Genomic DNA, 26,751 nt, shown 5'->3' on the forward strand with positions numbered 1-26,751 from the left:
TGCCGCATCTCCGGTCAATGGTCGTTACGTTCTCGTTAACCCGGGGAAATTCGGCCGGATGTTCTCAGCCGAGGCGTGGGACGCTACTGTGCACGTTCACAGAGTTTTCTCAAGGGGGATGGATGTACCCGGAGCGTCCGGCCGGTATCGCCTTCGGCGGGGATTACAGCCCTGAACAGTGGCCACGCGAGGTGCACGAGGAGGACGCGGCGCTGATGCGCGAGGCCGGGGTCAGCCTGGTCAGCCTCGGCATGTTCACCTGGGCGCTGATGGAGCCGGAGCCGGGCCGCTACGAGTTCGGCTGGCTGGACGACGTCATCGACCGGCTGCACGCCGCCGGCGTCTCGGTGAACCTCGCCACCCCCACCGCCGCGCCGCCCGCCTGGTTCGTCGCCGAGCACCCCGACGCGCTGCCGGTGACCAGGGACGGCACCCGCATCGGCTTCGGCGGCAGGCAGAGCGCCTGCTCCAGCGCGCCGGCCTTCCGCGCCGCCACCGCCGCCCTGGTGCGCGCGCTCGCCGAGCACTACCGCGGCCATCCCGCCGTGGTCATGTGGCACGTGCACAACGAGTACGGGGCGCCGCTCGGCGAGTGCTACTGCGAGCACAGCGTCCGGGCCTGGCGCGACTGGCTGCGCCACACCTACCTGGACCTGGCCGCCCTCAACGACGCCTGGGGCACCGCCTTCTGGGGACAGCGCTACACCGACTGGTCGCAGATCGACGCCCCCCGGTTCAACCACACCGCGGTCAACCCCGCCCAGCGGCTCGACTACGCCCGCTTCAGCGACGGCCAGCACCGCGAGCACTACATCCTCCAGCGCGACCTGCTCAAGGAGATCACCCCCGGCCTGCCGGTGACGACCAACTTCGCCGGGACGGTCAACTGCAAGTCCACGGACCTGTGGCAGTGGGCCCGAGAGCTCGACGTCGTCGCCAACGACCACTATCTGCGGGCCGAGCAGCCGGACAACCACATCGACCTGGCCATGTCCGCCGACCTGGCCCGCTCGGTGGCGGGCGGCAAGCCGTGGATGCTCATGGAGCACTCCGCCGGCGCGGTCAACTGGCAGCCGCGCAACCTCGCCAAGCGGCCCGGCGAGATGCGCCGCAACAGCCTCGCGCACGTCGCCCGCGGCTCGGACAGCGTGCTGTTCTTCCAGTTCAGGGCATCGCGGTACGGCGCGGAGAAGTTCCACTCCGGGATGGTGCCGCATGCCGGCACCGGCTCACGGCAGTGGCACGAGGTCCTGGAACTGGGGGCCGACCTGCGCAGGCTCGCCGGCGTCCGGGGCAGCGAGGTGACGGCGGACGTGGCGATCGTGTGGGACTGGGAGTCCTACTGGGCGCTGGAGCTGGACTGGCGGCCGTCGGTGGACCTGACGTTCCGGGAGCGGGTGGACGCCTTCTACGAGGCGCTGTGGCGGGAGCACGTCACCGTGGATTTCGTACACCCTTCCGCCGATATTTCGGGATATCGGGTGGTCGTCGCGCCGAGTGCCTACCTGCTGACCGACGCCGCCGCCAAGAACCTGCACCGGTACGTCGAAGCGGGCGGGCACCTGCTGGTGTCGTACTTCTCCGGCATCGTGGACGAGCACGACGCCATCCACCCCGGCGCCCACCCCGGCGCGCTGCGCGAGTTGCTCGGCCTGTCCATCGAGGAGTTCCATCCGCTGCGCGAGCACGAGACGGTGACGACCACCGCCGCCGAGGGCCGGATCTGGTCCGAGCGGATCCACCTGGCGGGCGCGCGGGCCGTGCAGCGCTTCACCGGCGGCCCCGACGCCGGGCACCCCGCCGTCACCCGCCACGACCTGGGCGGCGGCGCCGCCTGGTACCTCGCCACGGCCCCGGTCACCGGCCTGCGCGAGCTGCTGTGCGAGGTGCTCGACCGCGCGGGAGCGACCCGGCCGCGCGACCTGCCCGACACCCTGGAGCTGGTACGGCGTGGCCGTCACCTGTTCCTGATCAACCACGGCGACGAGCCGGTCACGGTGGAGGGCGTGACCGGCACCGGAGTGCTGGACGACGCGCGCCACGAGGGGACGGTCACCGTCGCGCCCGGCGGCGTGGCGGTCATCCTGGAGGACCGGCCATGACCGTCACTCCTTCGCCGGGCCGTACAGCTCCTCCAGGCACTCGCGCGCGAGCTGGAGCTCCTCGTGCACCTCGACGACCAGCACGGGGACGGTGGCGCCGGGCGCGCTGACCGGGCCGTCGTCGTCGCGGTCGCCCCGGACGGGCGGCTCGACGCCGAGCAGCCGCAGGCGGCGGCAGATCGCCTCGCGCACCTCCGGCTGGTCCCAGCCGATCTCGCCGGTGAAGACCAGCGCGTCGATCCGGCCGAGCGAGGTGGCGACGGCGGCGATCTCGCGGCTCACCCGATGGCAGAACACGGCCAGCGCCAGTGCCGCCCGCTCGTCGCCGTCCCGTTGGGCGGCGACCAGGTCGCGGGTGTCGCCCGAGCGCCCGCCCGACAGGCCGAGCAGCCCCGAGCCACGTTCGAGCCCCTCGCGCAGCTCCTCCCGCGTCAGCCGGCCCTCCTCCAGCAGCCACAGCAGCATGCCGGGGTCCACGCCGCCCGACCGCTTGCTCATCGGCACGCCGTCCAGCGGGGTGAAGCCCATCGAGGTGTCCAGGCTGCGCCCGCCCGACACCGCGCACACCGACGAGCCGCCGCCCAGGTGCGCGAGCACCAGCTCCAGCTCGGCGGCGGGGCGGCCGAGCAGCTCCGCGGCCCGCTCCAGCGCCCAGGCGTAGGACAGGCCATGGAAGCCGTAGCGGCGCAGGCCCCACTTCTCACGCCAGGGGCCGGGCAGCGCGTAGACGGCGGCGGCGTCCGGCAGACCGGCGTGGAAGGCGGTGTCAGGGCAGAGCACGTGCGGGACCGCGGGCAGCAGCTCGCGGGCCGCCTCCAGCAGCGCCAGCGCGGGCGGCAGGTGCAGCGGCGCGAGGTCGGTGACGCCGCGCAGCGCCCGCACGACGGCGTCGTCGGCGACCGCCGGGGCGCGGACGAGGTCGCCGCCGTGCACCAGCCGGTGCGCGACGGCCGCCACGTCGCGGTCCAGGTGGCGGCCGAGGAACTCCGACAGCTCGGCACGTGCCGCGGCCGGTTCCATGGCCCGCTCGGCGTGCGCGCTGTCGACCACGCTGCCGCCGTCCACCAGATCAAGGCGCAGGCTGGACGAGCCGGCGTTGACCGTGAGCACCGCCGTCGACTCGCCTGCCGCCCACTCCTGACCCATGTCACTCCCTTGTGCCGTGCCCGCCCTCCCCGCGATACCCGTCAGAGATGTGGCGACACGTTCACCCGCTGACGTCTTTACAGCGTGCGCAGGAGGTCCATGATGGGGACGCGGACGGTGCCGGAAGGGGCGCGATGATCGAGTTCGGCTATGCCAGGACCCCCTATGGGCAGATCCACTACGCCGAGTGCGGCAGCGGGGACCCCGTGCTGCTGCTGCACCAGACGCCCCGGTCGTGGGACGAGTACCGCGAGGTGCTGCCGCTGCTGGGCGGCTCGCGCCGGGTGGTCGCGATGGACACGCTCGGATTCGGGGCCTCGGCGGCGCCCGCCGCGCACACCATCGAGGACTACGCGCAGGGCGTGCTCGCCCTGATGGACGCGCTCGGCCTGGACTCCGCCGCGGTCGCCGGCCACCACACCGGCGGCGTGATCGCGATCGAGGTCGCGGCCCGCGCCCCGGAGCGGGTCACCCGGCTGGTGCTGTCGTCCACGCCGATGGTCGACGCCGCGTCCAGGGAGCGGCGGCGGCGCGGCGGCCGGCCGGTCGACAACGCCACCGAGCGGGAGGACGGCGCGCACCTGACCGAGCTGTGGGCGAGCCGGGCCGCCTTCTACCCGCCCGGCCGCCCCGACCTGCTGGCCCGCTACGTGCGCGACGCGCTCACCGTCTGGCCGGGCGTCGGGCTCGGCCACCAGGCGGTCGGCGCCTACCTGATGGAGGAGCGCCTCGGCCTGATCCGCTGCCCGGTGCTCTGCGTCGGCGCCACGGGCGACCCGTTCGGCTTCCCCGAGCTGCACCGGCTGGCCGACCCGCTGAACGCGGCCATCGCCGTCATCGAGGGCGGCATGATCCCGCTGGAGCTGCGGGCCGACGAGTTCGCCCGGGTGGTGGCGGAGTTCCTGGACCGGCCGGGCCGCCCGGATCACCGTGCCCAGCAAGCAGATCACAGGTTTTGATCTCCGTCGCCAAGGAAGTGGTAGTGCCTGAGTGATGATGGTGGGAGGCGTTGGGCGTGGAGCAGGTGCCGGATTCGGACAGGGAAACGGGCAAGGAACGTGCCGACCGCAACTTCACCGAGCTGCTGCAGGGCGCCAGGGTGGCCGTGACCGGGGTCCAGGTGCTGTTCGCCTTCCTGCTGACCGTGCCCTTCTCCCAGGAGTTCGTGAAGCTGCGCGAGTTCGACCGATGGCTGTTCTACGTGGCGCTGGTGAGCGCCGCGATCGCGTCCATCTGCTACATCGCCCCCGCGAACCAGCACCGGATGCTGTTCAGGCAAGGGCTGAAGGAGAAGCTGGTCCGCCGCTCCAACTACTACGGCATCATCGGCGCGCTCGCGCTGGCCCTGTCGATGACCGCGGCCACCATGCTCGTGGTCGACTTCCTGTTCCACTCCACGCTGGCGTTGGTCACCGCCGGTGGGCTCGCCCTGCTGGTGGCGTGGGCCTGGTTCGCCCAGCCGGCGCTCAACCGCCTCAGCCGCCCCGACGACGTGCCCACGCCCGAGCAAGAGGAGGGCCGGCGAGGAGAGCCCGGCACAGCGGACTGAGCGCGTGTCAGTCGGGCTCGTCGTCCCGCCGGTAGGCGGCGCGGGCCACCACGTAGGCGGCCACCGAGATGGTGATGATCTGGGCCACGCCCGCTATGATCAGCGGGCCGGCGGTGGCCCAGGTGGGGCGGTGCAGCCACATCGCCAGCAGGACCAGCAGCACGCTCAGCACCTGCGGCTTGGTCGCCACGTGCATGCGGTCCAGCAGGGTGCGGAAGCGGATCAGCCCCACCCCGGCGGACAGCGCGAGCCCGGCGCCCGCGAGCAGGCAACCGGCGGCGGCCACGTCCAGCACGCTCACCGGGCGCCGCCGGGGAAGTAGCGGGCGATCGCCACCGAGCCGACGAACCCGAGCAGCGACAGCACCAGGAGGATCGGCAGGTCCGAGTAGTCGTCGGTGACCACCGCGTACGCGCCCACGGCGCACATGGACAGCGACGTCAGCACGTCCAGGGCGACCGCCAGGTCCAGCATCGAGGGCCCGCGCCCCGCCCGGTACAGCGTGGCGGCGGCGCCGCAGGCCAGCAGCCCGAGCGTCACCAGGCCGACGACCGTCATCGCAGCTCCTCCCGATCGGCGCGGGTGCCGAAGGCCGACACGATGCGCGACTCCAGCCCGCTCACGTCCCGCTGGGCGAGCGTGGTCAGGTCCCCGGTACGGCCGAGGACGTGCAGCACCAGCTCCCGGCGGTCCGGGTGCACCTCCAGGACGAGGCTGCCGGGCACGGTGGACACCGCCACCATGATCATCATGACCATGGACTCCGACGACGTCCGCAGCCGCACCCGGACGATCCCCGACGGGGGCGAGCCGGTGCGCAGCACCCAGAACACCACCCGCGCGGTGGAGCTCACCAGGTCGGCGGTGAACCACAGCAGGAACGACGCGGCCTTGAGCGGCCGGATCCTGATGCCGGGATCGAGCACGGGCAGCGGCAGCAGCCACGTGGTGATCGCCCCGGTCAGCAGCCCGCCCAGCACGGTCCCCACCGACACCTCGCCCCACAGCATCACCCAGATCAGGGCCAGCCACCCGACCAGCGCCGGCGGCACCGGCCTGCCGAACGGCCGCGGCACGAACCCCTTCACCCGCCACCCCCCAGGACGGCGGAGATGTACGGCCCCCGGGCCATGAGCTCCGCGGCGGCCCGCGCCGCGAGCGCCGACAGCGGCCCGGCCAGCACCGTGAACGTCAGGCCGAGCACCACCAGCGCCGCCGTGGCGCCGAGCAGGGGAGCGGGCATCGCCGTCGTGGTGACGGTCGCATCCGCCCCGGTGGCCTCGTCGCTCTCCACCACGGTGCCCGCCCGGCTTACCTGCGGCGCCCGCCAGAAGGCCTTGTTCCAGACCTTCGCGACGGCGTACAGGGTGAGCAGGCTGGTGACGAGGCCGGCCGCGACCAGGGTCAGCGCGAGCGGGCTGCCCTCGGCGAGCCCCGCCTGGACGAGCGTCAGCTTGCCCAGGAAGCCCGACATGGGCGGGATGCCGGACAGGTTCATGGCCGGGACGAAGAACAGCACCGCGATCAGCGGCGTGGCCCGCATCAGGCCGCCGAGCCGGTCCACCGACGTGGTGCCGGTGCGCCGCTCGATCAGCCCGGTCACCAGGAACAGGCCCGTCTGCACGGTGATGTGGTGCACCACGTAGAAGACCGCCCCGGCCAGGCCCTGCACGGTGGACAGCGCGACCCCGAAGACCATGAAGCCGATGTGGCTGACCAGGGTGAAGGAGAGCATCCGCTTGATGTCGGTCTGCGCGACCGCGCCGAGCACCCCCACCAGCATCGTGGCCAGCGCCGCCCACATGAGCAGCGTCGCGACAGGCCCGCCGGGGAACAGCAGCGCCTCCAGCCGGATGATGGAGTAGACGCCCACCTTGGTCAGCAGGCCGGCGAAGACCGCGGTGGCCGGGGCGGGCGCCGTCGGGTAGGAGTCGGGCAGCCACGCCGACAGCGGGAAGATCGCCGCCTTGATCGCGAAGGTCAGCAGCAACGTCAGCTCGATCAGCAGCCTGACGTGCACGTCCAGAAGGGCGAACCGGACGGCGAGCTGCGCGATCGACAGGGTGCCCGTGGCGGCGTAGACGATGGCCAGGGTGAACAGGAACAGCATCGAGGAGGCCAGCGCCATCACCGTGTAGGTGGCCCCCGCCCGGATCCTGGACAGCGTGCCGCCGAAGGTGAGCAGCACGTACGACCCGCTCAGCAGCATCTCGAACGCCACGAACAGGTTGAACAGGTCACCCGACAGGAACGCGTCCGCCACCCCCGCGATCATGATCAGGAACGCCGGATGGAAGATCGCCATCGGGGCGTCGTGCTCCTGGTCGGCGTAGGCGTTGACCACCGAGTACGCCATGACGCAGAGCGTCACGGACGAGGAAACGACGAGCATCAGCGCCGACAGCCGGTCGGCCACCAGGCAGATGCCGACCGGGGCGGCCCACCCGCCGAGATCGGTGGCCATCGGCCCGTGCGCGTCGGCCTCGACCAGCAGCGCGAACGACACCAGGACGGTGACGGCCAGCGTCGCGACGCTGATGAGCGCCTGCAGGCGGCGCAACCGGCCGCCGATCGCCAGCTTCACCCCCGCCGCCAGCAGCGGCAGCAGCACCGGCACGGAGATCAGGCTCTCCACTAGTCGTCGCCCTCCGTCTCGGCGTCGAGGGCCAGCGCCTGGCGCTCCCGGTCGGCCCGGATGGCGTGCCGCATCTGCCTGCGCGCCTCCCGCTGGCGGATGCGCAGCCTCCGCCGCTGCGCCTTCTCCTGCGCGTCCTGAACCCCCTGGGCGCGCTCGGCGTGCTCGGCGCTCCCCGCGGACAGCCGGGCCAGCTCGGCGCGCTGCTCGGCCACCAGCCGCCGATACTCCTCCCGCCTGGCCCGCACCGCGTCGATCAGCTCGCCCCGCCGGGCGCGCAGCCGCACCCGGCGGTCCTCGGTGTCGTCCTGGACCTCGTCGCTGCCGGTGAGCTGCCACAGGCGGTGCACCATGGCCAGCAGGAACGCCGAGACCCCCAGCGTGAGGACGATCGCGGTGAGCACCATGGCCTGCGGCAGCGGGTCGGCCATCAGCGCCGGGTCGAACCGGCCGAGCAGCGGCGGGGCGCCCGCGTCGCCGCCCGCGGTGACGATCAGCAGGTTGATCCCGTTCCCCAGCACGATGACGCCCGCCAGGACGCGGGCCAGGCTCCGCTCCAGCAGCAGCGTCACCCCGGTGGCGATCAGCGTCCCGGAGGCGGCCAGCGGCGCCAGCGCGATCGTCGTCACCGCTCCTCCATCTGCCGGTCCAGCTCGGCCCCCAGGGCGCGCAGCACGTCCTGCACCATCCCCACCACCGACACGTACACGCCGAGGTCGAACAGCAGGCTCGTGCTCAGGTGCAGCGTCCCCACCAGCGGGATCGTCACGTCGGCGGCCAGCATGCGCAGTGCCGCCCCGCCGAACAGCAGCCCGGCCAGGCCCGTGCACGTGGTCAGCGTCAGCCCGGCCCCGAGCAGCACCCCCGCGTGCACCGGCAGCGCCCTGGCCAGCTCGTAACGGCCGCCCGCCAGATAGCGGACGGTGATGGCCAGGCCCGCCACGATGCCGCCCGCGAACCCGCCGCCCACGCCGCTGTGCCCGACGAACAGCAGGAACACCGACAGCACCAGCACCGTGTGGAAGGTGAGCCGGGCGGCGACCTCGAAGGCCAGCGCCCGCTCCGCCAGAGGCAGCACCGAGGCCAGCCACGGCGTGCGCGCCGGCTCCACGTCCTCGTCCCGCTCGATCGCGTACGACCGGCGCCGCAGGAAGACCAGACTGGTGACGCCCAGCGTGAGCACCACGATCACCGTGCTCTCGCCGAAGGTGTCCCAGGCCCGGATGTCCAGCAGCAGCGCGCTGACGATGTTGTCGGAGTGGCCGCTGCCGGCGACGCCGGCCATGAGGGCGCCGACGGGCGCCTGGGTCCGCGCGTTCATCGCCAGCATGCCCGCACCCATCGCGACCACCCCCACCACGACCCCGAGCGTCAGCCGGAACCAGAACGGCAGCCTGCCCGTCACCGGCCGCATCGGCAGCCGGCGCAGCACCAGCACGAACACCACCAGGCTCAGCGTCTCGGCGAGGAACTGGGTCAGCGCCAGGTCGGGGGAGCCGTGGGCGAGGTACAGCAGCGCGGTGCCGTACCCGGTGAGACCGGCGAAGACGGCCAGCACCACGTACGCGCGCGCCCGCAGCGCCAGCGCGACCCCGGCCGCGATCAGCACGGCGAGCACCGCCTGCTCCGGCCGCTCCCAGGCGACGACGGGCGCCACCAGGCCGGTCAGCGGGTCGTACAGGAGGGAGAAGACGCCGACGGCGGCCAGGGAGGCGAGCGTGATCAGCACGTAGTCCGGCACCGAGCCGCGCTGGGTGATGCCGGTGACCTGCAGCGCGACCAGGTCCAGCCGTCGCAACGCGGTCCAGAACACCACCCCGGAGTCGGTCACGTACAGCGCCGAGCCGAGCCTGGCCACCGGCTCCCGCGCCAGGAACAGCAGCCCGCCCGCCACGAAGATCAGCAGTGACAGCAGGAGCGGCACCGGCGCGCCGCTCCACAACGCCAGATGGGTGACGTGCCCCGGATCGCGGAAGCCGCCCGTGTACGCCGCCATGGCCGCGCCGTACACGCCGGCCAGCGGGGCCAGGACCAGCCCGAGCGCCGACAGCAGCGCCGGGGGAGCGAACATGGCGGCCCCGACGCGGTGCGCCGGGGTGGGGTCCAGGCCCGGTTTGGCGGCGAACGCCCCCCACAGGAAACGCAGCGTGTACGCGACGGTCAACGCCGACCCCAGCACCACCGCCGCCAGGGCGAACAGGCCGGCCAGGTCCCCGGTCAGCAGTGACTCCAGCGCCGCCTCCTTGGCGACGAACCCCGCCAGCGGAGGCAGGCCCGCCATCGAGGCCCCGGCCAGCACCGCCACCGCGCACACCCACGGCATCGCCCGCCCCACGGCGCTGAGCGAGCGCAGATCCCGCCCGCCCGCCGCGTGGTCCACGACCCCGACCACCAGGAACAGCGCCGCCTTGAACAGCGCGTGCGCCAGCAGCATGGCCACCCCCGCCAGCGCCGCGGCCTCGGTGCCGGCCCCGAACAGGATGGTCAGGAAGCCGAGCTGACTGACCGTGCCATAGGCCAGCAGCCGCTTGAGGTCCGTCTCGCGCAGCGCCCGCCAGCCGCCCAGCGCCATCGTCACCGCGCCGAGCAGCACGGCCGGCGCCCGCCACGCCACCAGGTCACCGAACGCGGGCCCGAGCCTGGCCAGCAGGTACACGCCCGCCTTCACCATCGCCGCCGCGTGCAGGTAGGCCGAGACGGGCGTCGGCGCCGCCATCGCGGCCGGCAGCCAGGAGCTGAACGGGAAGATCGCCGACTTGGCCAGCGCCCCCGCCAGCACCAGCGCCAGCGGGACGGCCAGACCGCCCGCGGGCGGCCGGGCGACGATCTCGGAGATCCGGTACGTTCCCGCCGCCTCGCCGATCGCGACGAAGCCCGCCAGCATCGCCAGCCCGCCGAGCGTGGTGACGACCAGCGCCTGCATGCCGCCGCGCCTGCTCGCCCGGCTCTGCGGGTCTTGACCGATCAGCAGGTACGACGCGACCGTGGTCAGCTCCCAGAACACGTACAGCAGGAGCAGGTCGTCGGCCGTGACCAGGCCCAGCATCGCCCCCGCGAACGCCGACATGACCGCGCCGAAGCGGCCCAGCCCCGGGTCGTCACGGTCCAGATAGCGCGAGCTGTAGACCAGGACGAGCGCGCCGACGCCGGTGACCAGCGCCATCATCAGCACCCCGAGCTCGTCCGCGCGGAACGACAACGACATGTCGAGCGCCGGCGCCCAGGCGTGCGCCGACACCCGCGGCAGGCCCGCCGCCACCGCCCACACCGTGTAGCCGAACCCGGCGGCGGGCGCCAGCGCCAGCACTAGGAGGGCGTCCCGGCCCAGGCGCCTGGTGAGCCAGGGAGCGCAGATGGCGGCGGCCGCGTGCAGGATGAGCAGCGACTCCATGGTCTCCCCGGGGCGGACTGGCGCGTCCCCCCAGCCTGCCGAGCCGGGCCCCCGCCGCTACGCAGGCGCGGCGCGCATTGACCCGAACCTCACCGATCCCTCACCGATCCGTCACCAGGGCATCATCAAGGGCGTATGGGGGTACGGACGAGACGACTCCGAGGAAGTGGTCCCATGTCCCAGCCCACCGTGCGCATCCTCACCACCACCGACCACGAGGTCATCCGCAGGTGGGCGGAGGAGCGCGGCGCCCTGCCCGCCACCATGCCGGGGACCGAGTGCGACGACCGGCGCTGCGTGCTCAGGTTCGACTTCCCCGGCTGCGGCGGGGAGGACCTCAAGGAAATCTCCTGGGACGACTGGTTCGCCCTGTTCGACCGGCGTGGCCTCCGCTTCGTCTACCACGAGGGCAGCAGGGACGACCAGCACGGCAACTACTTCCGGTTGCGCGAGCCCGGCTGAGCCTCAGCCCGATGACCGTGCGCCGACCTCGTCCGACAGGCGGCGCAGCGAGTCCTCCAGCATCCCCTGCACCTCGTCCGCCCGGCTGCGCGAGGTCTTCTCCACGGGCTCGTCGAGCAGCGAGATGTGCACCGTCACCTCGCTCGTGCCGCTCTCGGAGTCGGACACCTGCAGCCAGCCGGCGTAGCCGGGATGGTCACGCCCGCCCCACTCCACCCGGAGCTGATCTGCCGAGACGTCGAACAGGCCCTCGTGCCTGCCGTCGCCCGGCACCACGTCGCCGCCCGCCTCCAGCGTGTTCGGGCCGCTGTCGCGCACCCACAGCCCGTGCGGCAGCCATCGGTTGAGCCGCTCGATGTCCGACGCGACGCCGAACACCACCTCGCTCCCGGCCGGCATGCCCTTGGTCGCCTCGTACTCGGCCATCAGACCACCCCCTCGGCTGGCCTGCCCGGACACCCCGACCGCAAACCGCCGTCCTGTGGGACAGTGAGCCCCATGCCCGACAAGCTTCCCCGAACGGTTCCCGAGGCGGTGGCCGCGGAGCAGGCCGGCCGGTCGCTGCGTTACCTGCACTTCTGGGGGCACCGCCCGGCTCGCGACGGCGGCCCCGGCCGCGGCTGCCTCAGCCAGTGGTGGCCGGCCGACTTCACCGAGGACGGCCGCGTCTACCACTCCGCCGAGCACTACATGATGGCGCACAAGGCCCTGCTGTTCGGCGACGAGGCGACCGCCGCCGAGATCGTCGCGACAGCCCACCCCAACGCGGTCAAGAAGCTGGGCCGCCGGGTGGCGGGCTTCGACGAGGACACCTGGGTCGCGCACCGCTACGAGATCGTGGTGCGCGCGAACCTCGCCAAGTTCGGGCAGCACCCGGAGCTCAAGGAGTTCCTGCTGGGCACCGCCGCGTGCGTCCTGGTCGAGGCCAGCCCGGTCGACCGGATCTGGGGCATCGGCCTGGCGGCGGACGATCCCGCCGCCGCCTCCCCGGCAACCTGGCGAGGGCTGAACCTGCTCGGTTTCGCCCTCATGGACGCCCGCGACCGCCTGCTTTGATCGTGTCAATAAAGGCCGCGAACCCCGTCCTTCAGGCCGGGGATAGGCCGCGCGGCAAACAGGCACGTGAGTTGCTGAGACGGGCCGGACGGCTGCTCGCCGACGCGCAGGCCCTGCGACAGGAGTACGACGGCGCGCTGCACGCGGTGCACACCGCCCTGAACGTGATCCGCGAGCGGCAGGCCAGGGCCGAGCTCGCCGGCATCCCCCTGTCCAGGCTCAGGGACGTCACCGGGGGGCGGCTGCGGCTCGGGACGCTGGAGAAGGCGGGATACGCCACGGTGCTCGACGTGCTGAACGCGACGCCGTACGAGCTGCAGCGCCTGCCCGGCGTCGGCCCGCACACGCAGCGGCAGGCGCACGCGGCCGCCCGGCAGATCGCCGGCGCGGCGCAGGAGGTCGCCACCGTCCACATCGACGTCGAGCGGCAGGACGATCCCGGCACCACCGCGCTGCTCGTCGCCCTGCACCGGCTGGTGGACGCCGGACCCGAGCTGACCCGCGCCCGCCGCACGGCCGCGACGGCCGAGGAGCGGCTCGGCGGGCTGATCCCGCGAGCCCGCCCGGCGGGCAGCTGGTGGCGCGGGCTCCTGTCCGGCCGCGCCCGCCGCGACGAGGCGGCCGCAGCCGCCGCAGAGCTCGCCACCCTGCTCGACGGCGACGGCGACGGCGACGGCGACGGCGGCAGCGGCGAGGGCGATGGCGATGGCGGCGGCCATGGCGATGGCGGCGGCGAAGCAGGGATGCGGCTGCTCATCGCGCAGGCCACCACCGACCTGCTGCGGCCTCCCGCCGACGAGGTCGCCGCCTGGATCGACTTCGAACTGCGCGCGGCCGACTACTACAACCTGCTGGCCGAGCTCGCGGCCGTGGAGCCGCACGACCGCGTCGCCGCCGAAGGGTTCCTGCCCGACGAACTGGCCGACCGCGTCCGGGCGCAGGCGCTCGACGACACCTGCCGACGCGTGTCGCTGCGCGGCTACCAGGCCTTCGGCGCCCGCTTCGCGCTCGCCCAGCGACGGGTGATCCTCGGTGACGAGATGGGGCTCGGCAAGACCATCCAGGCCATCGCCGCACTGGCCCACCTCGCGGCGGACGGCGCCACCCACTTCCTGGTCGTCTGCCCGGCCAGCGTGCTGGTCAACTGGGTACGCGAGGTGGAGGCCCGCAGCACGCTGCGGGCCTACCGGCTGCACGGCGCGGAGCGCGCCATGGCGCGGGCGGAGTGGGCCGAGCGCGGCGGCGTCGCGGTGATCACCTTCGACGGGCTCCGCGGGCTGGACGGCGCGCCGCCGCTCGGCATGCTCGTCGTGGACGAGGCGCACTACGTCAAGAACAGCGAGACCCGCCGGTCCCGGGCCGTCGCCGGCTGGTGCGACCGCGCCGAACGGGTGCTGTTCATGACCGGCACGCCGATGGAGAACCGCGTCGAGGAGTTCCGCACCCTCGTCGGCTACCTCCAGCCCGACCGGCTCGCCGACGTCGACGGCAGCGACGCCGCCGCCGGCGCCCAGGCGTTCCGGCGCGCCGTGGCCCCCGTGTACCTGCGGCGCAACCAGGAGGACGTGCTCACCGAGCTGCCCGATCTGGTGCGCGTGGACGAATGGGAGACGTTCAGCGCCGCCGACGAGGGCGCCTACCGCGAGGCGGTGGCGGCGGGCCGGTTCATGGACATGCGGCGGGCCGCCTACGCGGTGCCGGAGAAGTCCGCCAAGCTGGAACGCCTGCGCGAGCTCGTCGAGGAGGCCGCCGACAACGGGCTCAAGGTGGTCGTCTTCTCCTACTTCCGCGCCGTGCTGGACGTCGTCGGGCAAGCGCTCGGTCCTCGCGTTCTCGGCCAGATCTCCGGCAGCGTGCCGCCCGAGCGCCGCCAGCAGGTGGTGGACGCGTTCACGGCGACGTCCGGGCACGCGGTGCTGCTGGCCCAGATCCAGGCGGGCGGGGTCGGGCTCAACCTCCAGGCGGCCTCCGTGGTGATCATCTGCGAGCCGCAGGTCAAGCCGACCACCGAGAGCCAGGCCGTGGCCCGCGCCCACCGCATGGGGCAGGTACGGCGCGTGCAGGTGCATCGGCTGCTGTCGCCGGACAGCGTGGACGAGCGGATGCTGCGCATCCTGCAGGCCAAGAGCACGCTGTTCGACGCCTACGCCAGGCGCAGCGCCCTCGCCGAGTCGACGCCCGACGCGGTGGACGTGTCGGAGCGGGACCTGGCCCGCCAGATCGTCGAGGAGGAGCAGCGACGCCTCGCCGTCGGCCCCGCGAGCCCCGGAGGCGCGGCGAGCCCCGAAGACGGCTCACCGCCCGGCTGAAGCTGAGGGCCCACGGCCCGGCTGGAGCTGAGGGCCCACGGCCCGGCTAAAGCTGGTTGCTCCATGGTGGGTTGGCGCCGGCCACGGTGCAGGTGAGCGCCGCGACGCGGGCCGCGAACACCGCCGCCCGCGCGGCCGTCTCCAGGTCGAGCCCGTCGAGCCGCCCGCCGAGCAGGCCGAGCCCGCCCAGCCGGTGCAGGAACCCGGCGGTGAACGCGTCACCCGCGCCCACCGTGTCCACCACGGTGACCCGGGGCGCGTCCACCTCCATCCGGTCGCCGTCCAGCGAGACCAGCGCCCCGGCCGCGCCCCTGGTGACCACGATCAGCCGTGCCCCGGCCGCGTGCCAGGTGTCGCAGACCCGCTCCACCGGCTCGCCGGGCCGCAGCACGCGCAGGTCGTCGTCGCTCAGTTTGAGGATGTCGGCCAGGCCGCACCACCGGGTGACCGCGTACGCCTCACGGGCGGCCAGGCTGGGCCGTACGTTCGGGTCGATCGAGATCGTCGCGTGCGCGCGCGCCGCGGCCGCGAACGCCTCCACCGCGCCCCGCCCCGGCTCCCGCACCAGCGCCAGCGAGCCCGTGTGCAGGCAGGACACGCCGGTGAGATCGAGCGCGGCGAGCTCCGCCGGGGTCCACTGCCAGTCGGCGGTCCCTTCGGCGTGGAAGCCGTAGGTGGCCTGCCCGCTCGCGTCCAGCGAGGCGACCGCGAGGGTGCTCGGCTCGGCGGCGTCCACGCACGTGCTCAGGTCCACCTTCGAGGCCGTCAGATGGTCGCGGAAGAGCGAGCCGAACACGTCGCCGGACAGCCGGCCGAGGAACCGTGTCGCGGTGCCGAGCCGGGCCAGGGCGACAGCCGTGTTCGCCGGCCCCCCGCCCGGCAGCACCCGCAACGCCAGCTCCACCGGCCCGCCCGGCGCCGCAGGCCGCTCCCTGGGTGCGGGCGCGGGGTGTTCGCCGCGCGCGTGTTCTCCCGGCGCGCGGTCCGCGAAAGCGTCCGCCACGCACTCACCCAAGACCGCGATCATCAGTCTGCCTTTCCGGCGTGTTGCCGATTCGTTACGCCACCAGGGCATTGACGTTTCCCGGCTCGGAGTCCATCATCGCAGCACAGCGAATGTCAACGTTGACATATGTCAACGATGACATTGGATCCCCCCTGATAGGAAGCCACCATGAACTCTAGGCTCTCAGCCGGTCTGCTGGCCGCAACGCTCCTGGTAACGGGGTGTGGCGGCGGCGGCCAGGACACCTCCTCCACCACGACCGCCACCGCCAAGGTCGGCCTGATCACCAAGACCGAGACGAACCCGTTCTTCGTCAAGATGAAGGAAGGCGCGCAGAAGGCGGCCCAGGCGGAGGGCATGGAGCTGATGAGCGCCGCCGGCAAGTTCGACGGCGACAACGCCTCCCAGATCACCGCCATCGAGAACATGGTCGCCGCCGGTGTGAAGGGCATCCTCATCACCCCGAGCGACACCAAGGCCATCGTCCCGGCCATCAAGAAGGCCAGGGACGCCGGAGTCCTGGTGATCGCCCTGGACACCCCGACCGACCCGCAGGACGCCACCGACGCGCTGTTCGCCACCGACAACCTCAAGGCCGGCGAGCTCATCGGCCAGTACGCCAAGGCCGCGATGGCGGGCAAGCCGGCGAAGATCGCCACCCTCGACCTGGCGCCGGGCGTCACCGTCGGCCAGCTCAGGCACGACGGCTTCCTCAAGGGCTTCGGCATCAGCGAGGGCGACCCGTCCATCGTCTGCTCCCAGGACACCCAGGGCGACCAGTCCAAGGGCCAGACCGCGATGGAGAACTGCCTGCAGAAGGACCCCGACATCAACGTCGTCTACACCATCAACGAGCCCGCCGCCCTCGGCGCCCACACCGCGCTCAAGGCCAAGGGCCGTGACAAGGACGTGCTCGTCGTCTCCGTCGACGGCGGCTGCACCGGCGTCAAGGCGGTGCAGAGCGGGCAGATCGCCGCCACCTCGCAGCAGTACCCGCTGAAGATGGCCGAGAGCGGCGTCAAGGCCGTCTCCTCCTTCGCCAAGACCGGCCAGAAGTCCTCCGGCTACACCGACACCGGCGTCACCCTCATCACGGACAAGGACGCCGCCGGTATTGAGGCCGAGGACACCGCGTTCGGCCTGGCGAACTGCTGGGGCTGACATGTCGGCCATCGAAGCGACGCTGCCTCGCCGCCTGCTGTCCACCCCCATCGTCGGACCGCTGGCCGCCCTCCTGGTGGCCTGCGTGTTCTTCTCGCTCAACACCGAGCAGTTCCTCAGCGGCGGCAACTTCTCCCTCATCATCCAGCAGGTCATGGTCGTCGGCACGCTCGCCATCGGCCAGACCCTGATCATCCTGACCGCCGGCATCGACCTGTCCAACGGCGCCATCATGGCCTTCGGCGGGATCGTGATGACCAAGCTGGCCGTGGACGGCGTGCTGCCGCCGCTGCTCGCCATCGCCGCCGGGCTGGCCGCCTGCGCCGTCTTCGGGCTGGCGAACGGCCTGCTGGTGAGCCGGATCTCGCTGCCGCCGTTCATCGTCACGCTCGGCATGCTCAACGTGGTCTTCGCGCTCACCCACATCTACTCCCAGGACCAGACGGTCACCGAACTGCCCGCCGTGATGACGTTCCTGGGCGAGACCTTCCAGCTGGGCGGCACCAACGTCACCTACGGCTCGCTCCTGGCGATCCTGCTGTTCCTGCTGTTCGCCTACCTGCTCGGGCAGACGGCGTGGGGCCGCCACGTGTACGCGCTCGGCAACAGCCCTGACGTGGCGCGGCTCACCGGCATCCGCACCCAGCGGCTGACGATCAGCGTCTACACGATCGCCGGGCTCGTGTACGGCATCGCCGCGCTGCTGCTGGTGTCCAGGACCGGCGTCGGCGACCCGCAGGCGGGGCAGACCGACAACCTGGACAGCATCACCGCGGTCGTGCTCGGCGGGACGAGCCTGTTCGGCGGGCGCGGCCTGGTTCTCGGCACGCTGGTCGGCGCGCTCATCGTCGGGGTCTTCCGCAACGGCCTTCAGCTCATGGGCGTACCGTCGATCTACCAGACGCTCATCACCGGCATCCTGGTGATCCTCGCCGTGACCGTGGACCAGCTCTCCCGCAGGAGGACCCGATGACGACCCCCGTCCTCCAGGCCCGTGGCCTGGTCAAGCGCTACGGCCACGTGACGGCGCTCGACGGCGCCGACTTCGACCTGATGCCCGGCGAGGTCCTGGCCGTCATCGGCGACAACGGCGCCGGCAAGACCAGTCTGATCAAGGCGCTGACCGGCGCCGTGCAGCCGGACGAGGGCGAGATCCTGCTCGACGGCCGCCCCGTCCGCTTCCGCGGCCCGCTCGACGCCCGCAAGCACGGCATCGAGACCGTCTACCAGGATCTGGCCGTGGCCGCCTCGCTGGACATCGCCACCAACATGTTCCTCGGCAGGGAGCTGCGCAAGCCCGGCCCGCTCGGCACGATCTTCCGCCTGCTCGACAAGAAACGCATGCGGGAGGAGTCCGCCAAGCACATGGCGGACCTCAAGATCGGGCTGCGCTCGCTGACCCAGGCGGTCGAGACCCTGTCCGGCGGCCAGCGCCAGGGCGTCGCCGTGGCCAGGGCCGTCGCCTGGGCCACGCACGTCATCGTGATGGACGAGCCCACGGCCGCGCTCGGTGTCAAGGAGTCCGGCCAGGTCCTCGACATGATCAGGCGGGTCCGTGACCGTGGCCTGCCCGTGGTGCTGATCAGCCACAACATGCCGCACGTGTTCGAGCTCGCCGACCGCATCCACGTCCAGCGGCTCGGCCGCCGGGTCGCCCAGCTCAAACCGGCCGACTACGACATGGCCGAGGTGGTCGCCATCATGACCGGTGCCCTGCAGGCGAAACAGGGCGAATCGGTGCTGGCGGACAAGGACGTCGGCCAGTCGTGAGCCACTAGCATGGTCGAAATGCGGCGCCCCACCATGACAGACGTCGCCCGCGAGGTCGGGGTGACGGCCAAGACCGTCTCGCGGGTGCTCAACGACGAGGGCCCGGTCGCCGTGGAAACCCGCGAACGCGTCATGGCGGCCGTGCGCAAGCTCGGCTACCAGCCCAACCTGATGGCGCGCAACATGCGCGTCGGCGCCAGGGACGCGGCGATCGGCCTGGTCATCCCGGAGATGGGCAACCCCTTCTTCGGCACCGTCGCGGGCGGCATCGAAAGCGCCGTCCGCGCCCGCGGCCTCACCCTCATCGTCGGCTCCAGCAGCGAGACCCCCGAGCTGGAGCAGTCCCTCATCGCCACCTTCCTGGCGCGCCGGGTCAGCGCCCTCATGATCGTCCCCTCGGCCGCCGGCGACCACCGCCACCTGCGCTCCGAACGCGTCGCCGGCCTCCCCATCGTCTTCCTCGACCGCCCCGCCGTCGGCCTCACGGCCGACAGCGTGGTCAGCGCCAACCGCGAGGGCGCCCGCTCCGGCGTCGCCCACCTCATCTCCTACGGCCACCGCCGGATCGGCTTCGTCGGCGACGTCCCGCCCGCCCTCTACACCCGCCGCGAACGCTTCCAGGGTTACCGGGACGCGCTGGAGGCGGCGGGCCTGCCCTTCGACCGTGCCCTCGTCGACACCGGCCACGACGCCGACGCCGCCGCCCAGGCCACCTTGCGCCTGCTCGCCCTCGCCGACCCTCCGACGGCCCTGTTCGCGGGCAACAACCTCGCCGCCATGGGCGCCGTGGTGGCGCTGGCCAGGTCGGGCCGCAAGGAGGTGGCGCTGGTCGGCTTCGACGACCTGCCGCTGGCGGAGGTGCTGGACCCGCCCCTGACGGTCGTCGCCCAGGACCCGGAGGCGATCGGCGTGGCGGCGGCCGAGCGTGTCCTGTCGCGCCTGGACGGCGACCGATCGCGAGCCCACCGGTTGCTGGTCCCCACCCGGCTGGTCGTCAGAGGCTCGGGCGAACAGCCCCCACGGGGGTGAGCGTCACAGCGGCGCCGGCGGGCTGACCACCTGGCGGTGGACGATCACGTCGAACCACCGCGACCGGGATCGCCCGGCATGTGATGCGGCTCCCGCAGCTTGCGCGGCGGGAGCCCTACCGTACGGCGCAGCCGCGACCGAGCTCGGCCGGCTAGGGGCGCAGGCCCTCGAACAGGTCCACCTCGTGGTCCGGCGTCTTGACCCGGCTCAGGACGCGGGTGAAGGCCTCATGGGAGAACGCCTGCCGCTGGGCCTCCGGCGGCATCTGCAGCAGGGAGATGCTGTCGCCCTGGCTCGCGTGCGACTGCAGCGCCTTGAACTTGTGCTCGATGAAGGGCGTCACGTCCACCACAGTGGTCACCAGCTCGTCGGGGGTGCCGAAGTCGTCGCCGGGCTCGAAGTCGATGCCCGTGCCGCTTTCCCGCATGAGCTCGACCATGCGCTTGATCGCCGACTTGGGGATCGCGGTGTAGTAGAACTTGGCCGGGATGCCGGTGGCCTCGACGGCCGCGACCGTGATGCGGTGCGCTTGGACGTGGTCGGGGTGGTTGTAGCCGCTGCCGCCGGTCTCGTCGTAGGTGACCACGACGTCCGGGCGGTAGCGCTCCATCAGCTCCGCCAGGCGCCCGGCGGAGAGGTCGAGGGGGACGTTGGCGAACGCGTCGGGGTGCTTGTTGGCGTCCCAGCCGTCCATGCCGGAGTCGCGGTAGCCGAGCAGCTCCAGGTGGTCGATGCCGAGGTGCTGCACCGACTGGCGCAGCTCACTGAGCCTGAGCTCGGCGACTTTGGCGTCGTCGTGGCCTGGGTCGCCGGGCTTGACGCCGCCCGGCCCGTCGCCCTGCTCGCCGTTGGTGCAGGTGACCAGCACCGTGCGAATCCCCTCGCCGGCATAGCGGGCGAGGACTCCGCCGGTGCTGAGGCACTCGTCGTCGGGGTGGGCGTGCACGGCCATCAAGGTGAGTTGCCGATCCATGCTCGGAGACACTACTCGCCGCCTGTGACAAACGCGGACGAGGCCTGGCGCATGAGGTCGCCCGCCCGGAGACGGGCCGCCGTGGCGGCGGCGCTGTCGCCGATGGCCTCGGCCAGCGTCCCCTGCTTGAGCCAGTTGAACGGGCTGCAGGGCCGTACGTTGATCCGCTCGCTGACGAGGACCCGCGCCAGGTCGTGCCGGCCGCCCCTGAGCGCCGACTCCAGCAGGGTCTTCTGCACGGCGTCCCGCTGCGCGTGGCTGCCGCCGAACTCGTTGACCCGGTGCCTGATCGGGTAGAGCAGGTCCACCACCTGCTGGTGGTCGCCCCGGCCGAACGCCACCAGCGCCTTGCACACCGGCAGGCCGACCCGGGCGGTCATGGCGTGGTTGCTGACACCCGGCAGGGCTTGACCGAGGTACGCCTCCCGGCCGGCGATGAGCTTGTCGGCGTCGCCGATGCGGTCCGCGCCCACGTACGACATGACGGCGTGCGCGTCGTTGAAGGCGTAGAACGGCTCGTGCACCCGGGCGGGCCAGGCGTCGGCGAGCGCCTGCCACCGCTCGTGCCGGATGTCGCCCTCCAGGTAGAGCCGCCACAGCAGGGCGGCGGCGTCCAGCAGCTCCATCGACGACCGGCCGGCGGCCAGCACCGCGTCGTAGATCGCCAGGGCCCGCGCGTGGTCGCCGGCCTCCAGCGCGTACAGGGCGTAGTGCCACCAGTTGTGCACGTTGAAGAACGTGCCGGTGGACCAGTCGCCGACCCGGGCGTCCAGGTAGCGGATGCCCTCGCCGAACCTGCCCTGCATCTCGTAGGTGTGCACGACCGCGTGGATGCCCCACACGTCGCGCGCGTTCAGCTCGACGGCCCGCAGCCCGACCTCTTCCGAGCGGTCGTAGTGCCCGGCCTCCTCCAGCCCGAACGCGTACATGCCGAGCACGTGCCCGTAGTGCCTGTCGTCCTCGTGCCAGGCGCTGAGCGCGCCGCCGATCCGGTCGCGCAGCGAGCGCGCGTCACCGACGAAGAAGTCGATCTGGTGCCCGGCGGCCAGCGCGAGCGCGTCGCGCGGGTGCTGCTCGGTGATCCGCGCGAGCTGCGAGCCGCAGGTCGCGAAGTCGCCGTCGAGCAGCGCCTGCACCGCTTCCACATGCGCCCGCTCGCGGGGGAGCAGCGCGGCGTGGTCGATCCTGGCCCGGAAGGCGGCGAAGCTCCGCCTGGCCTGGCGCGCGTCCTCGGCCTCGGTGGTGAGGAGTCCGAGATAGGCGCTCAGGACGTTGCCCATCGGCGAATCCGGCGCCTCGGCCAGCACCGCGCCCGCCTCGTCCTCGACCTCCATCCGGAAGTGCAACAGATGGTCGATCGCCTGATCGTAGTGGCCGGCGGCGCTCCCGCCCGTGCCGCTCAGTGTGAGTCCATGCTGGTCGTTGGTCATCTTCCCAGCTTAGGAAGGGTGCGCGGAGCTGTCTGCGTAAAAAGGCGCTACCGCGCCCAGCGGCTCACCACGGCCCTGCCCATGGCGGGATCGTCGCAGAAGGCCCCGTCGACGCCGAGCTCCAGCAGCCGCGACAGCCACCCCGGCACGTCACCGGTGGCGCGGTCGTAGTGCGGGCTGCCGGGGTCGCCGAGCCGGAAGTCGGCGGGCAGCTGGGAGTTCTCGTTGCGCACGGTCCAGACGTGGACGGCCAGCCCCTCGCGGTGCGCGTCCGCCACCAGCGTGGTCGCCTTCCCCAGTCTGCCGTCCGGGCCGGCGGGCAGCACGCGCCGGGTGTCGACGCCGATCCCCTGCGCGTACCCGGCCACCTCGCGCAGCCCCTCCGGGGTGACGAGGTCGTCGTAGGCGCGGGTCCCGCCCGCGGCGATCCAGTCGAACGGCGCGCCGCCCGCCGCGACGAGTTGGATCAGCGGCAGGGCGGTCCGGCCGCTGAGCGCGCGCAGATTCGCCGTCTCGAAGGACTGGATGTACGCCTTCCGCACGCGATGCCGGTCGAGCACGTCGAGCAGCGGCTCCTCCAGGGGCAGGCCGAGGGCGGCGAAGTGCGTCGGATGCTTGGTCTCGGGGTAGACGCCCACGTCGTGCTCCTGCGCGAGCCGTACGACCTCCTCGAACGTGGGGATCAGGGCCAGTCCGTCGAAGGCCGTGTTGCCGGGCCGCAGGCCGGGCACCCGCTCCCTGGCCCGCAGCGTCCTGAGCTCGGCGAGCGTGAAGTCCTCGGTGAACCAGCCGGTGACGGCCCGGCCGTCGATCGTCCTGGTGGCGTGCCGGTCGGCGAACTCGGGCCGGTCGGCCACGTCGGTGGTGCCGGAGATCTCGTTCTCGTGCCTGGCCACCAGCACGTGGTCCCTGGTGGAGACGAGGTCGGGCTCGATGTAGTCGGCGCCCATGGCGATGGCCGCCTCGTACGACAGCAGCGTGTGCTCGGGCCGGTGCGCGCTGGCCCCCCGGTGCGCGATGACGACAGGGGAGGCGGGAGACGGGATCACCACGAAGAAGACCGTACAGCTTCACCGAAACACCCGGCGGGCCCAGATCGTTCTCGGCGAGCACGGCTACGGCCAGACGTCGCCCGGATCGCAAAGGAGGCCGGGCTGAGCAGCACGCGGCTGATCTCCTACCCCTTCGCGGGCAAGGATGGAGCCGGCTCTCCGCGCCCCTGCGCGAACAGGAGCCGCCGCACCCTGCGGTGACTCAGAACGCGTAGCGGACGCGGCAGAAAGGCAGGCGGTCGGCGATCAGGCCGGTGAGGGCGGCGACGTAGCGGCCCTTGTGGCCGGTGTGGTAGCGCACGTTCCAGCCGCCCGTCTGCGAGCGCTTCGGCTGCTGCAGGTCGGGCCGCCAGAGCACCTCCTCGGCCCGGGGATGCCAGCCGAGGTTCACCTCGTGCAGCCGGTCGTTGTGGGTCAGGAAGATGACCTCGGCGGCGAGCTGCTCGCGGGCGGCCGGCGACAGCGCGTCGCCGAGCCGGTCCAGCAGGTGCGCCCAGTCCTCCAGCCAGCCGTCACGCACCACGACCGGGCTGAAGTTCACGTGCACCTCGTAACCGGCCGCCACGAAGTCGTCGATCGCGGCGATCCGCTCGTCGATCGGCGAGGTGCGGATGTCGAGCAGCTTGGCGTCGGCGGCGGGCATCAGGCTGAAACGGATCCTGGTGCGGCCCCGCGGATCCCAGTCGAGCAAATCCCGGTTGACGTACTTGGTGGCGAAGCTCGCCTTGGCGTTCGGCAGGCCGCGGAACAGCTCGACCAGGTCGCGGACGTTGCGGGAGATGGTGGCGTCCACGGAGCAGTCGGAGTTCTCGCCGATGTCGTACACCCAGGCGTGCGGGTCGACCTGGTTCGGCTCCGGCTTGACGCCCTGGCGGCCCGCGTGCCGGCCCAGATAGCCGGTGATCTGGTCGATGTTGGCGAACACCGTGATCGGGTTGCTGTACCCCTTGCGGCGCGGGACGTAACAGTAGGCGCAGGCCATCGCGCAGCCGTTGGCGGTGGAGGGCGCGATGAAGTCGCTGGAGCGGCCGTTGGGGCGCGCGGTCAGCGACTTCTTGACGCCGAGCACCAGCGCCTCCGTCTTGATGCGCACCCAGCGCGCGACGTTCGCCTCGTCGCCGTACAGCTCGGGGATCCGCTGGTGGCTGTCCACCTCCACCCGCTCGGCGGCCGGATAACGGTCGAGGATCTCCCGGCCACGGGCCAGTTCGGCCGCCGCGGGCTCCAGGTAGATCCGCCGGACGTCCAGAAGCTCTTGAGTGTTCCGCACACTGGTCCAACACCGGTCGCCACGCGAGTCTTCCCAGGTCAGCGGGCTGATCAAGGGGGCAGGCGTAGGCCGTCCTGGCGGCCAGCGTCCACGTCCGCACGGCGGTCCCGCAGCGGCGGCACGTCTCCCGCTTGTACACCCACCGCTCGTCCGGCGCCTGCGGATCGCTGACCACCTGGCCCGCGTCCCGCCCCAGGGCGAGATGGCGCACAGCCACGTCCCACAGCCGCGCCGCGGTCTCCGTCCCGACGTCCCGCGCGCCGGGGTCGAGCCCCGCGAGGAACAGCAGCTCCGCCCGCCACGCGTTGCCGAGCCCCGCCCACACGCGCTGATCCAGCACGGCCGCCCCCACCGGCCCCGGGAAACCGGCCAGCCGCAGCGCCGCCTCCTCACGATCGGCCTCCGCACGCAGCGGGTCGGGCCCCAGCGACGCCCTCAGCGCGGCGACGTCCTGCCGGCCCAGCACCTCGCAGCGGGAGGGCGCGATGAGATCGAACGCCACCTCGTCCGTCGCCAGCCGCAGCCGGACGCCGCGCCGCGGCTCCGCCCCAGGATCGTCATGGCGCAGGAACAGCCCGCGCATGCCCAGATGCACGTGGATCGTCGCCGCGCCGTCGAAGTGGTAGAGCAGGTGCTTCCCGAATGCCTCCACGCGCGCGACGACCCGCCTGTCGTACGGTCCGGCGTCGAACCTGTCCTGCGGACTCCCGGCCCGCACCGGCCGGCCCGCGAGCGCCTCGTGCTGCTCGCGCGCGTAACGATGGATGAGATGCCCTTCCGGCATACACCGGCACGTACCCCTTCCACCCCGCCTCATGAGGCCACCCCGCCGACAGACCCACCCGTCACGCCCACGAGCCCGTCATGCACCGGGCGCCGGGCCGGGTCAGAACGCCTCGCGGAGCTCTCGCTTGAGCACCTTGCCGCTGGCGTTCTTGGGCAGCGCCTCCACGAACTCCACCCGCTTCGGCGTCTTGAACGGCGCCAGGCGCTCACGCAGGAACGCGTTGAGCTCCCCGGCGGTCAGGGTCGCGTCCGCGCGCAGCACGACGGCGGCCGTCACCGCCTCGATCCATCGCTCGTCCGGCATCCCGAACACCGCCGCCTCCGCGACCGCCGGATGCTGGTAGATGGCCTCCTCCACCTCCCGGCTCGCCACGTTCTCGCCACCGGACTTGATCATGTCCTTCTTCCTGTCGACCACCGACAGGTAACCGTCGGCGTCCATCACGCCCAGGTCGCCGCTGTGGAACCAGCCGCCCCTGAACGCCTCCGCCGTCCTGTCCGGGTCGTTCCAGTAGCCGAGCATGGCGTGCGGACTGCGGTGCACGATCTCGCCCACCACCCCCGGCGGCACCGGCTCGCCGAGGTCGTCGACGATCCTCGTCTCGACGTTCAGCGCCGGCCGACCGGCCGAGCCGAGCCTGGTCAGCTGCTCGTCCGGCCCCAGGATCGTGGCCACCGGCGCCATCTCCGTCTGGCCGTAGAAGTTGAACAGCCGCACCTCCGGCAACCTGGCCGCGATCTCCTTCAGCACCTCCACCGGCATGATCGAGGCGCCGTAGTAGCCCTTGCGGAGCGAGGACAGGTCCCGCCGGTCGAAGTCGGGATGGCGCAGCAGGCCGATCCAGACCGTCGGCGGGCAGAACAGCTTCGTCGCGCCCTCCGCCTCGATCGCCGCCAGGATCGCGGCCGGGTCCGCGCCGGGCAGCACGATGTTGGTGGCGCCCAGATAGATCCCCGGGGTCAGGAAGCAGTGCAGTTGCGCGCAGTGGTAGAGCGGCAGCGCGTGCACCTCCACGTCCGCGCCGCTCATCTCACCGTCGACGACGCAGGTCACGTACTGAGAGACGAGGCTCCTGCTGGACAGCGTGGCGCCCTTGGGGCGGGACTCGGTGCCGCTGGTGTACATGAGCTGGATCGGGTCGTCGTCGCCGATCTCCACTTGCGGCTCGGCGTCGTCGTCGTGCGCCATCCAGTCTGCGACCGGCTCCCAGCCCTCGGCCCGCCCGATCACCCCGCGCACCGTCACGCGGTCGCTCACCGCCCGCGCCGCGACCGGCGCCAGCGCCTCCTCCACCAGCATCCCGGTCGCGCCGGAATGCTCCAGGATGTACGCCACCTCGTCGGCACCCAGCATGAAGTTGATCGGCACGGAGATCGCGCCGAGCCGGGCCAGGGCGAAGTAGGTCACCACGAAGGCGTGGTGGTTGTGCGACAGGACGGCGAACCGGTCGCCCTTGCCCACCCCGCGCTCGGCCAGGGCGTTGGCGGTGCGGTTCACCACCTGGTCCAGGTCAGCGTAGCTCTGGCGCAGATCGCCGTACACGATCGCGGTCTTGGCGGGGAATCGGGCGGCGGTACGCCGCAAGAGGTCACCGATGGCATGCTGGCGAGTGGTCATCCAGGC

General features: G+C 72.4%; 24 protein-coding genes and 1 pseudogene. 10 read left to right on the top strand and 15 right to left on the bottom strand.

The annotated features are described in order from the left end of the window. Positions 1 to 122: 122 nt before the first annotated feature. A complete protein-coding gene (locus tag ACTMTF_RS04360; protein ID WP_441109324.1) occupies positions 123 to 2,102 on the top strand; it encodes a beta-galactosidase in 1,980 nt (659 codons plus the stop codon). Positions 2,103 to 2,105: 3 nt separating this feature from the next. On the opposite strand, the gene ACTMTF_RS04365 is transcribed toward ACTMTF_RS04360, so the two are convergent. After that, the gene (locus ACTMTF_RS04365; protein WP_441109325.1) at positions 2,106 to 3,248 is read right to left on the bottom strand and encodes an acetate/propionate family kinase; all 1,143 of its coding nucleotides are present in this window, start codon (positions 3,246 to 3,248) and stop codon (positions 2,106 to 2,108) included. Between the two features lie 134 nt (positions 3,249 to 3,382). Here ACTMTF_RS04365 and ACTMTF_RS04370 point away from each other — a divergent pair, with 134 nt between their 5' ends. Further along, entirely contained in the window at positions 3,383 to 4,207 is an 825-nt protein-coding gene (locus tag ACTMTF_RS04370) for an alpha/beta fold hydrolase (protein WP_441109326.1), read from the top strand. A gap of 56 nt (positions 4,208 to 4,263) precedes the next feature. Beyond that, a complete protein-coding gene (locus tag ACTMTF_RS04375) occupies positions 4,264 to 4,797 on the top strand; it encodes a DUF6328 family protein (RefSeq protein ID WP_441109821.1) in 534 nt (177 codons plus the stop codon). A gap of 7 nt (positions 4,798 to 4,804) precedes the next feature. Here the strand turns inward: ACTMTF_RS04375 and ACTMTF_RS04380 are convergent, their stop codons facing one another. Genes ACTMTF_RS04380 through ACTMTF_RS04405 form a run of 6 tightly spaced genes read right to left on the bottom strand, consistent with a single transcriptional unit; the run spans position 4,805 to position 10,823 of the window. After that, on the bottom strand, positions 4,805 to 5,098 hold the full coding sequence (locus ACTMTF_RS04380) for a monovalent cation/H(+) antiporter subunit G (RefSeq protein ID WP_441109327.1): 294 nt from the start codon (positions 5,096 to 5,098) through the stop codon (positions 4,805 to 4,807). Next, positions 5,095 to 5,355, bottom strand: a complete 261-nt coding sequence (locus ACTMTF_RS04385; protein WP_441109328.1) for a monovalent cation/H+ antiporter complex subunit F — start codon at positions 5,353 to 5,355, stop codon at positions 5,095 to 5,097. Before ACTMTF_RS04385 ends, ACTMTF_RS04380 begins: the two co-directional genes overlap by 4 nt. Beyond that, a complete protein-coding gene (locus tag ACTMTF_RS04390) occupies positions 5,352 to 5,885 on the bottom strand; it encodes a Na+/H+ antiporter subunit E (RefSeq protein WP_441109329.1) in 534 nt (177 codons plus the stop codon). The genes ACTMTF_RS04385 and ACTMTF_RS04390 overlap by 4 nt, the downstream gene beginning before the upstream one ends. Continuing rightward, complete coding sequence (locus ACTMTF_RS04395) at positions 5,882 to 7,432, bottom strand: Na+/H+ antiporter subunit D (protein WP_441109330.1); 1,551 nt, start codon at positions 7,430 to 7,432, stop codon at positions 5,882 to 5,884. The genes ACTMTF_RS04390 and ACTMTF_RS04395 overlap by 4 nt, the downstream gene beginning before the upstream one ends. Continuing rightward, positions 7,432 to 8,061 (bottom strand): Na(+)/H(+) antiporter subunit C, encoded by a 630-nt coding sequence (locus ACTMTF_RS04400; protein ID WP_441109331.1) that lies wholly within the window; start codon positions 8,059 to 8,061, stop codon positions 7,432 to 7,434. The genes ACTMTF_RS04395 and ACTMTF_RS04400 overlap by 1 nt, the downstream gene beginning before the upstream one ends. Next, positions 8,058 to 10,823 carry a Na+/H+ antiporter subunit A gene (locus tag ACTMTF_RS04405; RefSeq protein WP_441109332.1) on the bottom strand — a complete coding sequence of 922 codons (2,766 nt, stop codon included), beginning with the start codon at positions 10,821 to 10,823 and terminating at the stop codon, positions 8,058 to 8,060. Before ACTMTF_RS04405 ends, ACTMTF_RS04400 begins: the two co-directional genes overlap by 4 nt. Before the next feature lie 174 nt (positions 10,824 to 10,997). Here ACTMTF_RS04405 and ACTMTF_RS04410 point away from each other — a divergent pair, with 174 nt between their 5' ends. After that, on the top strand, positions 10,998 to 11,285 hold the full coding sequence (locus tag ACTMTF_RS04410; protein WP_441109333.1) for a hypothetical protein: 288 nt from the start codon (positions 10,998 to 11,000) through the stop codon (positions 11,283 to 11,285). A 3-nt stretch (positions 11,286 to 11,288) separates the two neighbouring features. Here the strand turns inward: ACTMTF_RS04410 and ACTMTF_RS04415 are convergent, their stop codons facing one another. Then, a complete protein-coding gene (locus ACTMTF_RS04415) occupies positions 11,289 to 11,711 on the bottom strand; it encodes a hypothetical protein (protein ID WP_396999917.1) in 423 nt (140 codons plus the stop codon). 72 nt (positions 11,712 to 11,783) lie between these two features. Between ACTMTF_RS04415 and ACTMTF_RS04420 the strand changes: the two genes are divergently transcribed. Together ACTMTF_RS04420 and ACTMTF_RS04425 are read left to right on the top strand one after the other, a co-directional pair. After that, a complete protein-coding gene (locus ACTMTF_RS04420; RefSeq protein WP_441109334.1) occupies positions 11,784 to 12,341 on the top strand; it encodes an NADAR family protein in 558 nt (185 codons plus the stop codon). A 71-nt stretch (positions 12,342 to 12,412) separates the two neighbouring features. Next, positions 12,413 to 14,650 (top strand): DEAD/DEAH box helicase, encoded by a 2,238-nt coding sequence (locus ACTMTF_RS04425; RefSeq protein ID WP_441109335.1) that lies wholly within the window; start codon positions 12,413 to 12,415, stop codon positions 14,648 to 14,650. Between the two features lie 46 nt (positions 14,651 to 14,696). Here the strand turns inward: ACTMTF_RS04425 and ACTMTF_RS04430 are convergent, their stop codons facing one another. After that, a complete protein-coding gene (locus ACTMTF_RS04430; protein ID WP_441109336.1) occupies positions 14,697 to 15,653 on the bottom strand; it encodes a carbohydrate kinase family protein in 957 nt (318 codons plus the stop codon). A 171-nt stretch (positions 15,654 to 15,824) separates the two neighbouring features. Between ACTMTF_RS04430 and ACTMTF_RS04435 the strand changes: the two genes are divergently transcribed. The 4 genes from ACTMTF_RS04435 to ACTMTF_RS04450 are packed head-to-tail and all read left to right on the top strand — an operon-like array spanning position 15,825 to position 19,616. Next, positions 15,825 to 16,817 (top strand): sugar ABC transporter substrate-binding protein, encoded by a 993-nt coding sequence (locus ACTMTF_RS04435; RefSeq protein WP_441109337.1) that lies wholly within the window; start codon positions 15,825 to 15,827, stop codon positions 16,815 to 16,817. 1 nt (position 16,818) lies between these two features. Next, positions 16,819 to 17,790, top strand: coding sequence for an ABC transporter permease (locus tag ACTMTF_RS04440; protein WP_441109338.1), 972 nt, complete (start codon positions 16,819 to 16,821; stop codon positions 17,788 to 17,790). After that, positions 17,787 to 18,587, top strand: coding sequence for an ATP-binding cassette domain-containing protein (locus tag ACTMTF_RS04445; RefSeq protein WP_441109339.1), 801 nt, complete (start codon positions 17,787 to 17,789; stop codon positions 18,585 to 18,587). Before ACTMTF_RS04440 ends, ACTMTF_RS04445 begins: the two co-directional genes overlap by 4 nt. An 18-nt stretch (positions 18,588 to 18,605) precedes the next feature. Next, positions 18,606 to 19,616 (top strand): LacI family DNA-binding transcriptional regulator, encoded by a 1,011-nt coding sequence (locus ACTMTF_RS04450; RefSeq protein ID WP_441109340.1) that lies wholly within the window; start codon positions 18,606 to 18,608, stop codon positions 19,614 to 19,616. A gap of 151 nt (positions 19,617 to 19,767) precedes the next feature. Here the strand turns inward: ACTMTF_RS04450 and ACTMTF_RS04455 are convergent, their stop codons facing one another. The 6 genes and pseudogenes from ACTMTF_RS04455 to ACTMTF_RS04480 form a co-directional block, all read right to left on the bottom strand. Then, the gene (locus tag ACTMTF_RS04455; protein ID WP_441109341.1) at positions 19,768 to 20,589 is read right to left on the bottom strand and encodes a PIG-L family deacetylase; all 822 of its coding nucleotides are present in this window, start codon (positions 20,587 to 20,589) and stop codon (positions 19,768 to 19,770) included. 11 nt (positions 20,590 to 20,600) lie between these two features. Next, positions 20,601 to 22,019, bottom strand: coding sequence for a tetratricopeptide repeat protein (locus ACTMTF_RS04460; RefSeq protein ID WP_441109342.1), 1,419 nt, complete (start codon positions 22,017 to 22,019; stop codon positions 20,601 to 20,603). Between the two features lie 47 nt (positions 22,020 to 22,066). Next, positions 22,067 to 23,071 carry a glycerophosphodiester phosphodiesterase family protein gene (locus ACTMTF_RS04465; RefSeq protein ID WP_441109343.1) on the bottom strand — a complete coding sequence of 335 codons (1,005 nt, stop codon included), beginning with the start codon at positions 23,069 to 23,071 and terminating at the stop codon, positions 22,067 to 22,069. Between the two features lie 202 nt (positions 23,072 to 23,273). After that, on the bottom strand, positions 23,274 to 24,341 hold the full coding sequence (locus tag ACTMTF_RS04470) for a spore photoproduct lyase family protein (protein WP_441109344.1): 1,068 nt from the start codon (positions 24,339 to 24,341) through the stop codon (positions 23,274 to 23,276). A gap of 208 nt (positions 24,342 to 24,549) precedes the next feature. Further along, positions 24,550 to 25,158, bottom strand: a pseudogene (locus ACTMTF_RS04475) (DNA-formamidopyrimidine glycosylase family protein); the annotation flags it as partial. A gap of 69 nt (positions 25,159 to 25,227) precedes the next feature. Beyond that, entirely contained in the window at positions 25,228 to 26,745 is a 1,518-nt protein-coding gene (locus ACTMTF_RS04480) for an acyl-CoA synthetase (RefSeq protein WP_441109345.1), read from the bottom strand. Positions 26,746 to 26,751: the final 6 nt, after the last annotated feature.

The sequence above is a fragment of the Nonomuraea sp. ZG12 genome (assembly GCF_052068115.1).
Taxonomy (GTDB): domain Bacteria; phylum Actinomycetota; class Actinomycetes; order Streptosporangiales; family Streptosporangiaceae; genus Nonomuraea.

Coding starts and splice junctions, on each gene's coding strand:
- ACTMTF_RS04360 (WP_441109324.1), top strand. CDS start 123: ATGTACCCGGAGCGTCCGGCCGGTATCGCCTTCGGCGGGGATTACAGC.
- ACTMTF_RS04365 (WP_441109325.1), bottom strand. CDS start 3,248: ATGGGTCAGGAGTGGGCGGCAGGCGAGTCGACGGCGGTGCTCACGGTC.
- ACTMTF_RS04370 (WP_441109326.1), top strand. CDS start 3,383: ATGATCGAGTTCGGCTATGCCAGGACCCCCTATGGGCAGATCCACTAC.
- ACTMTF_RS04385 (WP_441109328.1), bottom strand. CDS start 5,355: ATGACGGTCGTCGGCCTGGTGACGCTCGGGCTGCTGGCCTGCGGCGCC.
- ACTMTF_RS04405 (WP_441109332.1), bottom strand. CDS start 10,823: ATGGAGTCGCTGCTCATCCTGCACGCGGCCGCCGCCATCTGCGCTCCC.
- ACTMTF_RS04410 (WP_441109333.1), top strand. CDS start 10,998: ATGTCCCAGCCCACCGTGCGCATCCTCACCACCACCGACCACGAGGTC.
- ACTMTF_RS04415 (WP_396999917.1), bottom strand. CDS start 11,711: ATGGCCGAGTACGAGGCGACCAAGGGCATGCCGGCCGGGAGCGAGGTG.
- ACTMTF_RS04420 (WP_441109334.1), top strand. CDS start 11,784: ATGCCCGACAAGCTTCCCCGAACGGTTCCCGAGGCGGTGGCCGCGGAG.
- ACTMTF_RS04435 (WP_441109337.1), top strand. CDS start 15,825: ATGAACTCTAGGCTCTCAGCCGGTCTGCTGGCCGCAACGCTCCTGGTA.
- ACTMTF_RS04440 (WP_441109338.1), top strand. CDS start 16,819: ATGTCGGCCATCGAAGCGACGCTGCCTCGCCGCCTGCTGTCCACCCCC.
- ACTMTF_RS04445 (WP_441109339.1), top strand. CDS start 17,787: ATGACGACCCCCGTCCTCCAGGCCCGTGGCCTGGTCAAGCGCTACGGC.
- ACTMTF_RS04450 (WP_441109340.1), top strand. CDS start 18,606: ATGCGGCGCCCCACCATGACAGACGTCGCCCGCGAGGTCGGGGTGACG.
- ACTMTF_RS04455 (WP_441109341.1), bottom strand. CDS start 20,589: ATGGATCGGCAACTCACCTTGATGGCCGTGCACGCCCACCCCGACGAC.
- ACTMTF_RS04460 (WP_441109342.1), bottom strand. CDS start 22,019: ATGACCAACGACCAGCATGGACTCACACTGAGCGGCACGGGCGGGAGC.
- ACTMTF_RS04480 (WP_441109345.1), bottom strand. CDS start 26,745: ATGACCACTCGCCAGCATGCCATCGGTGACCTCTTGCGGCGTACCGCC.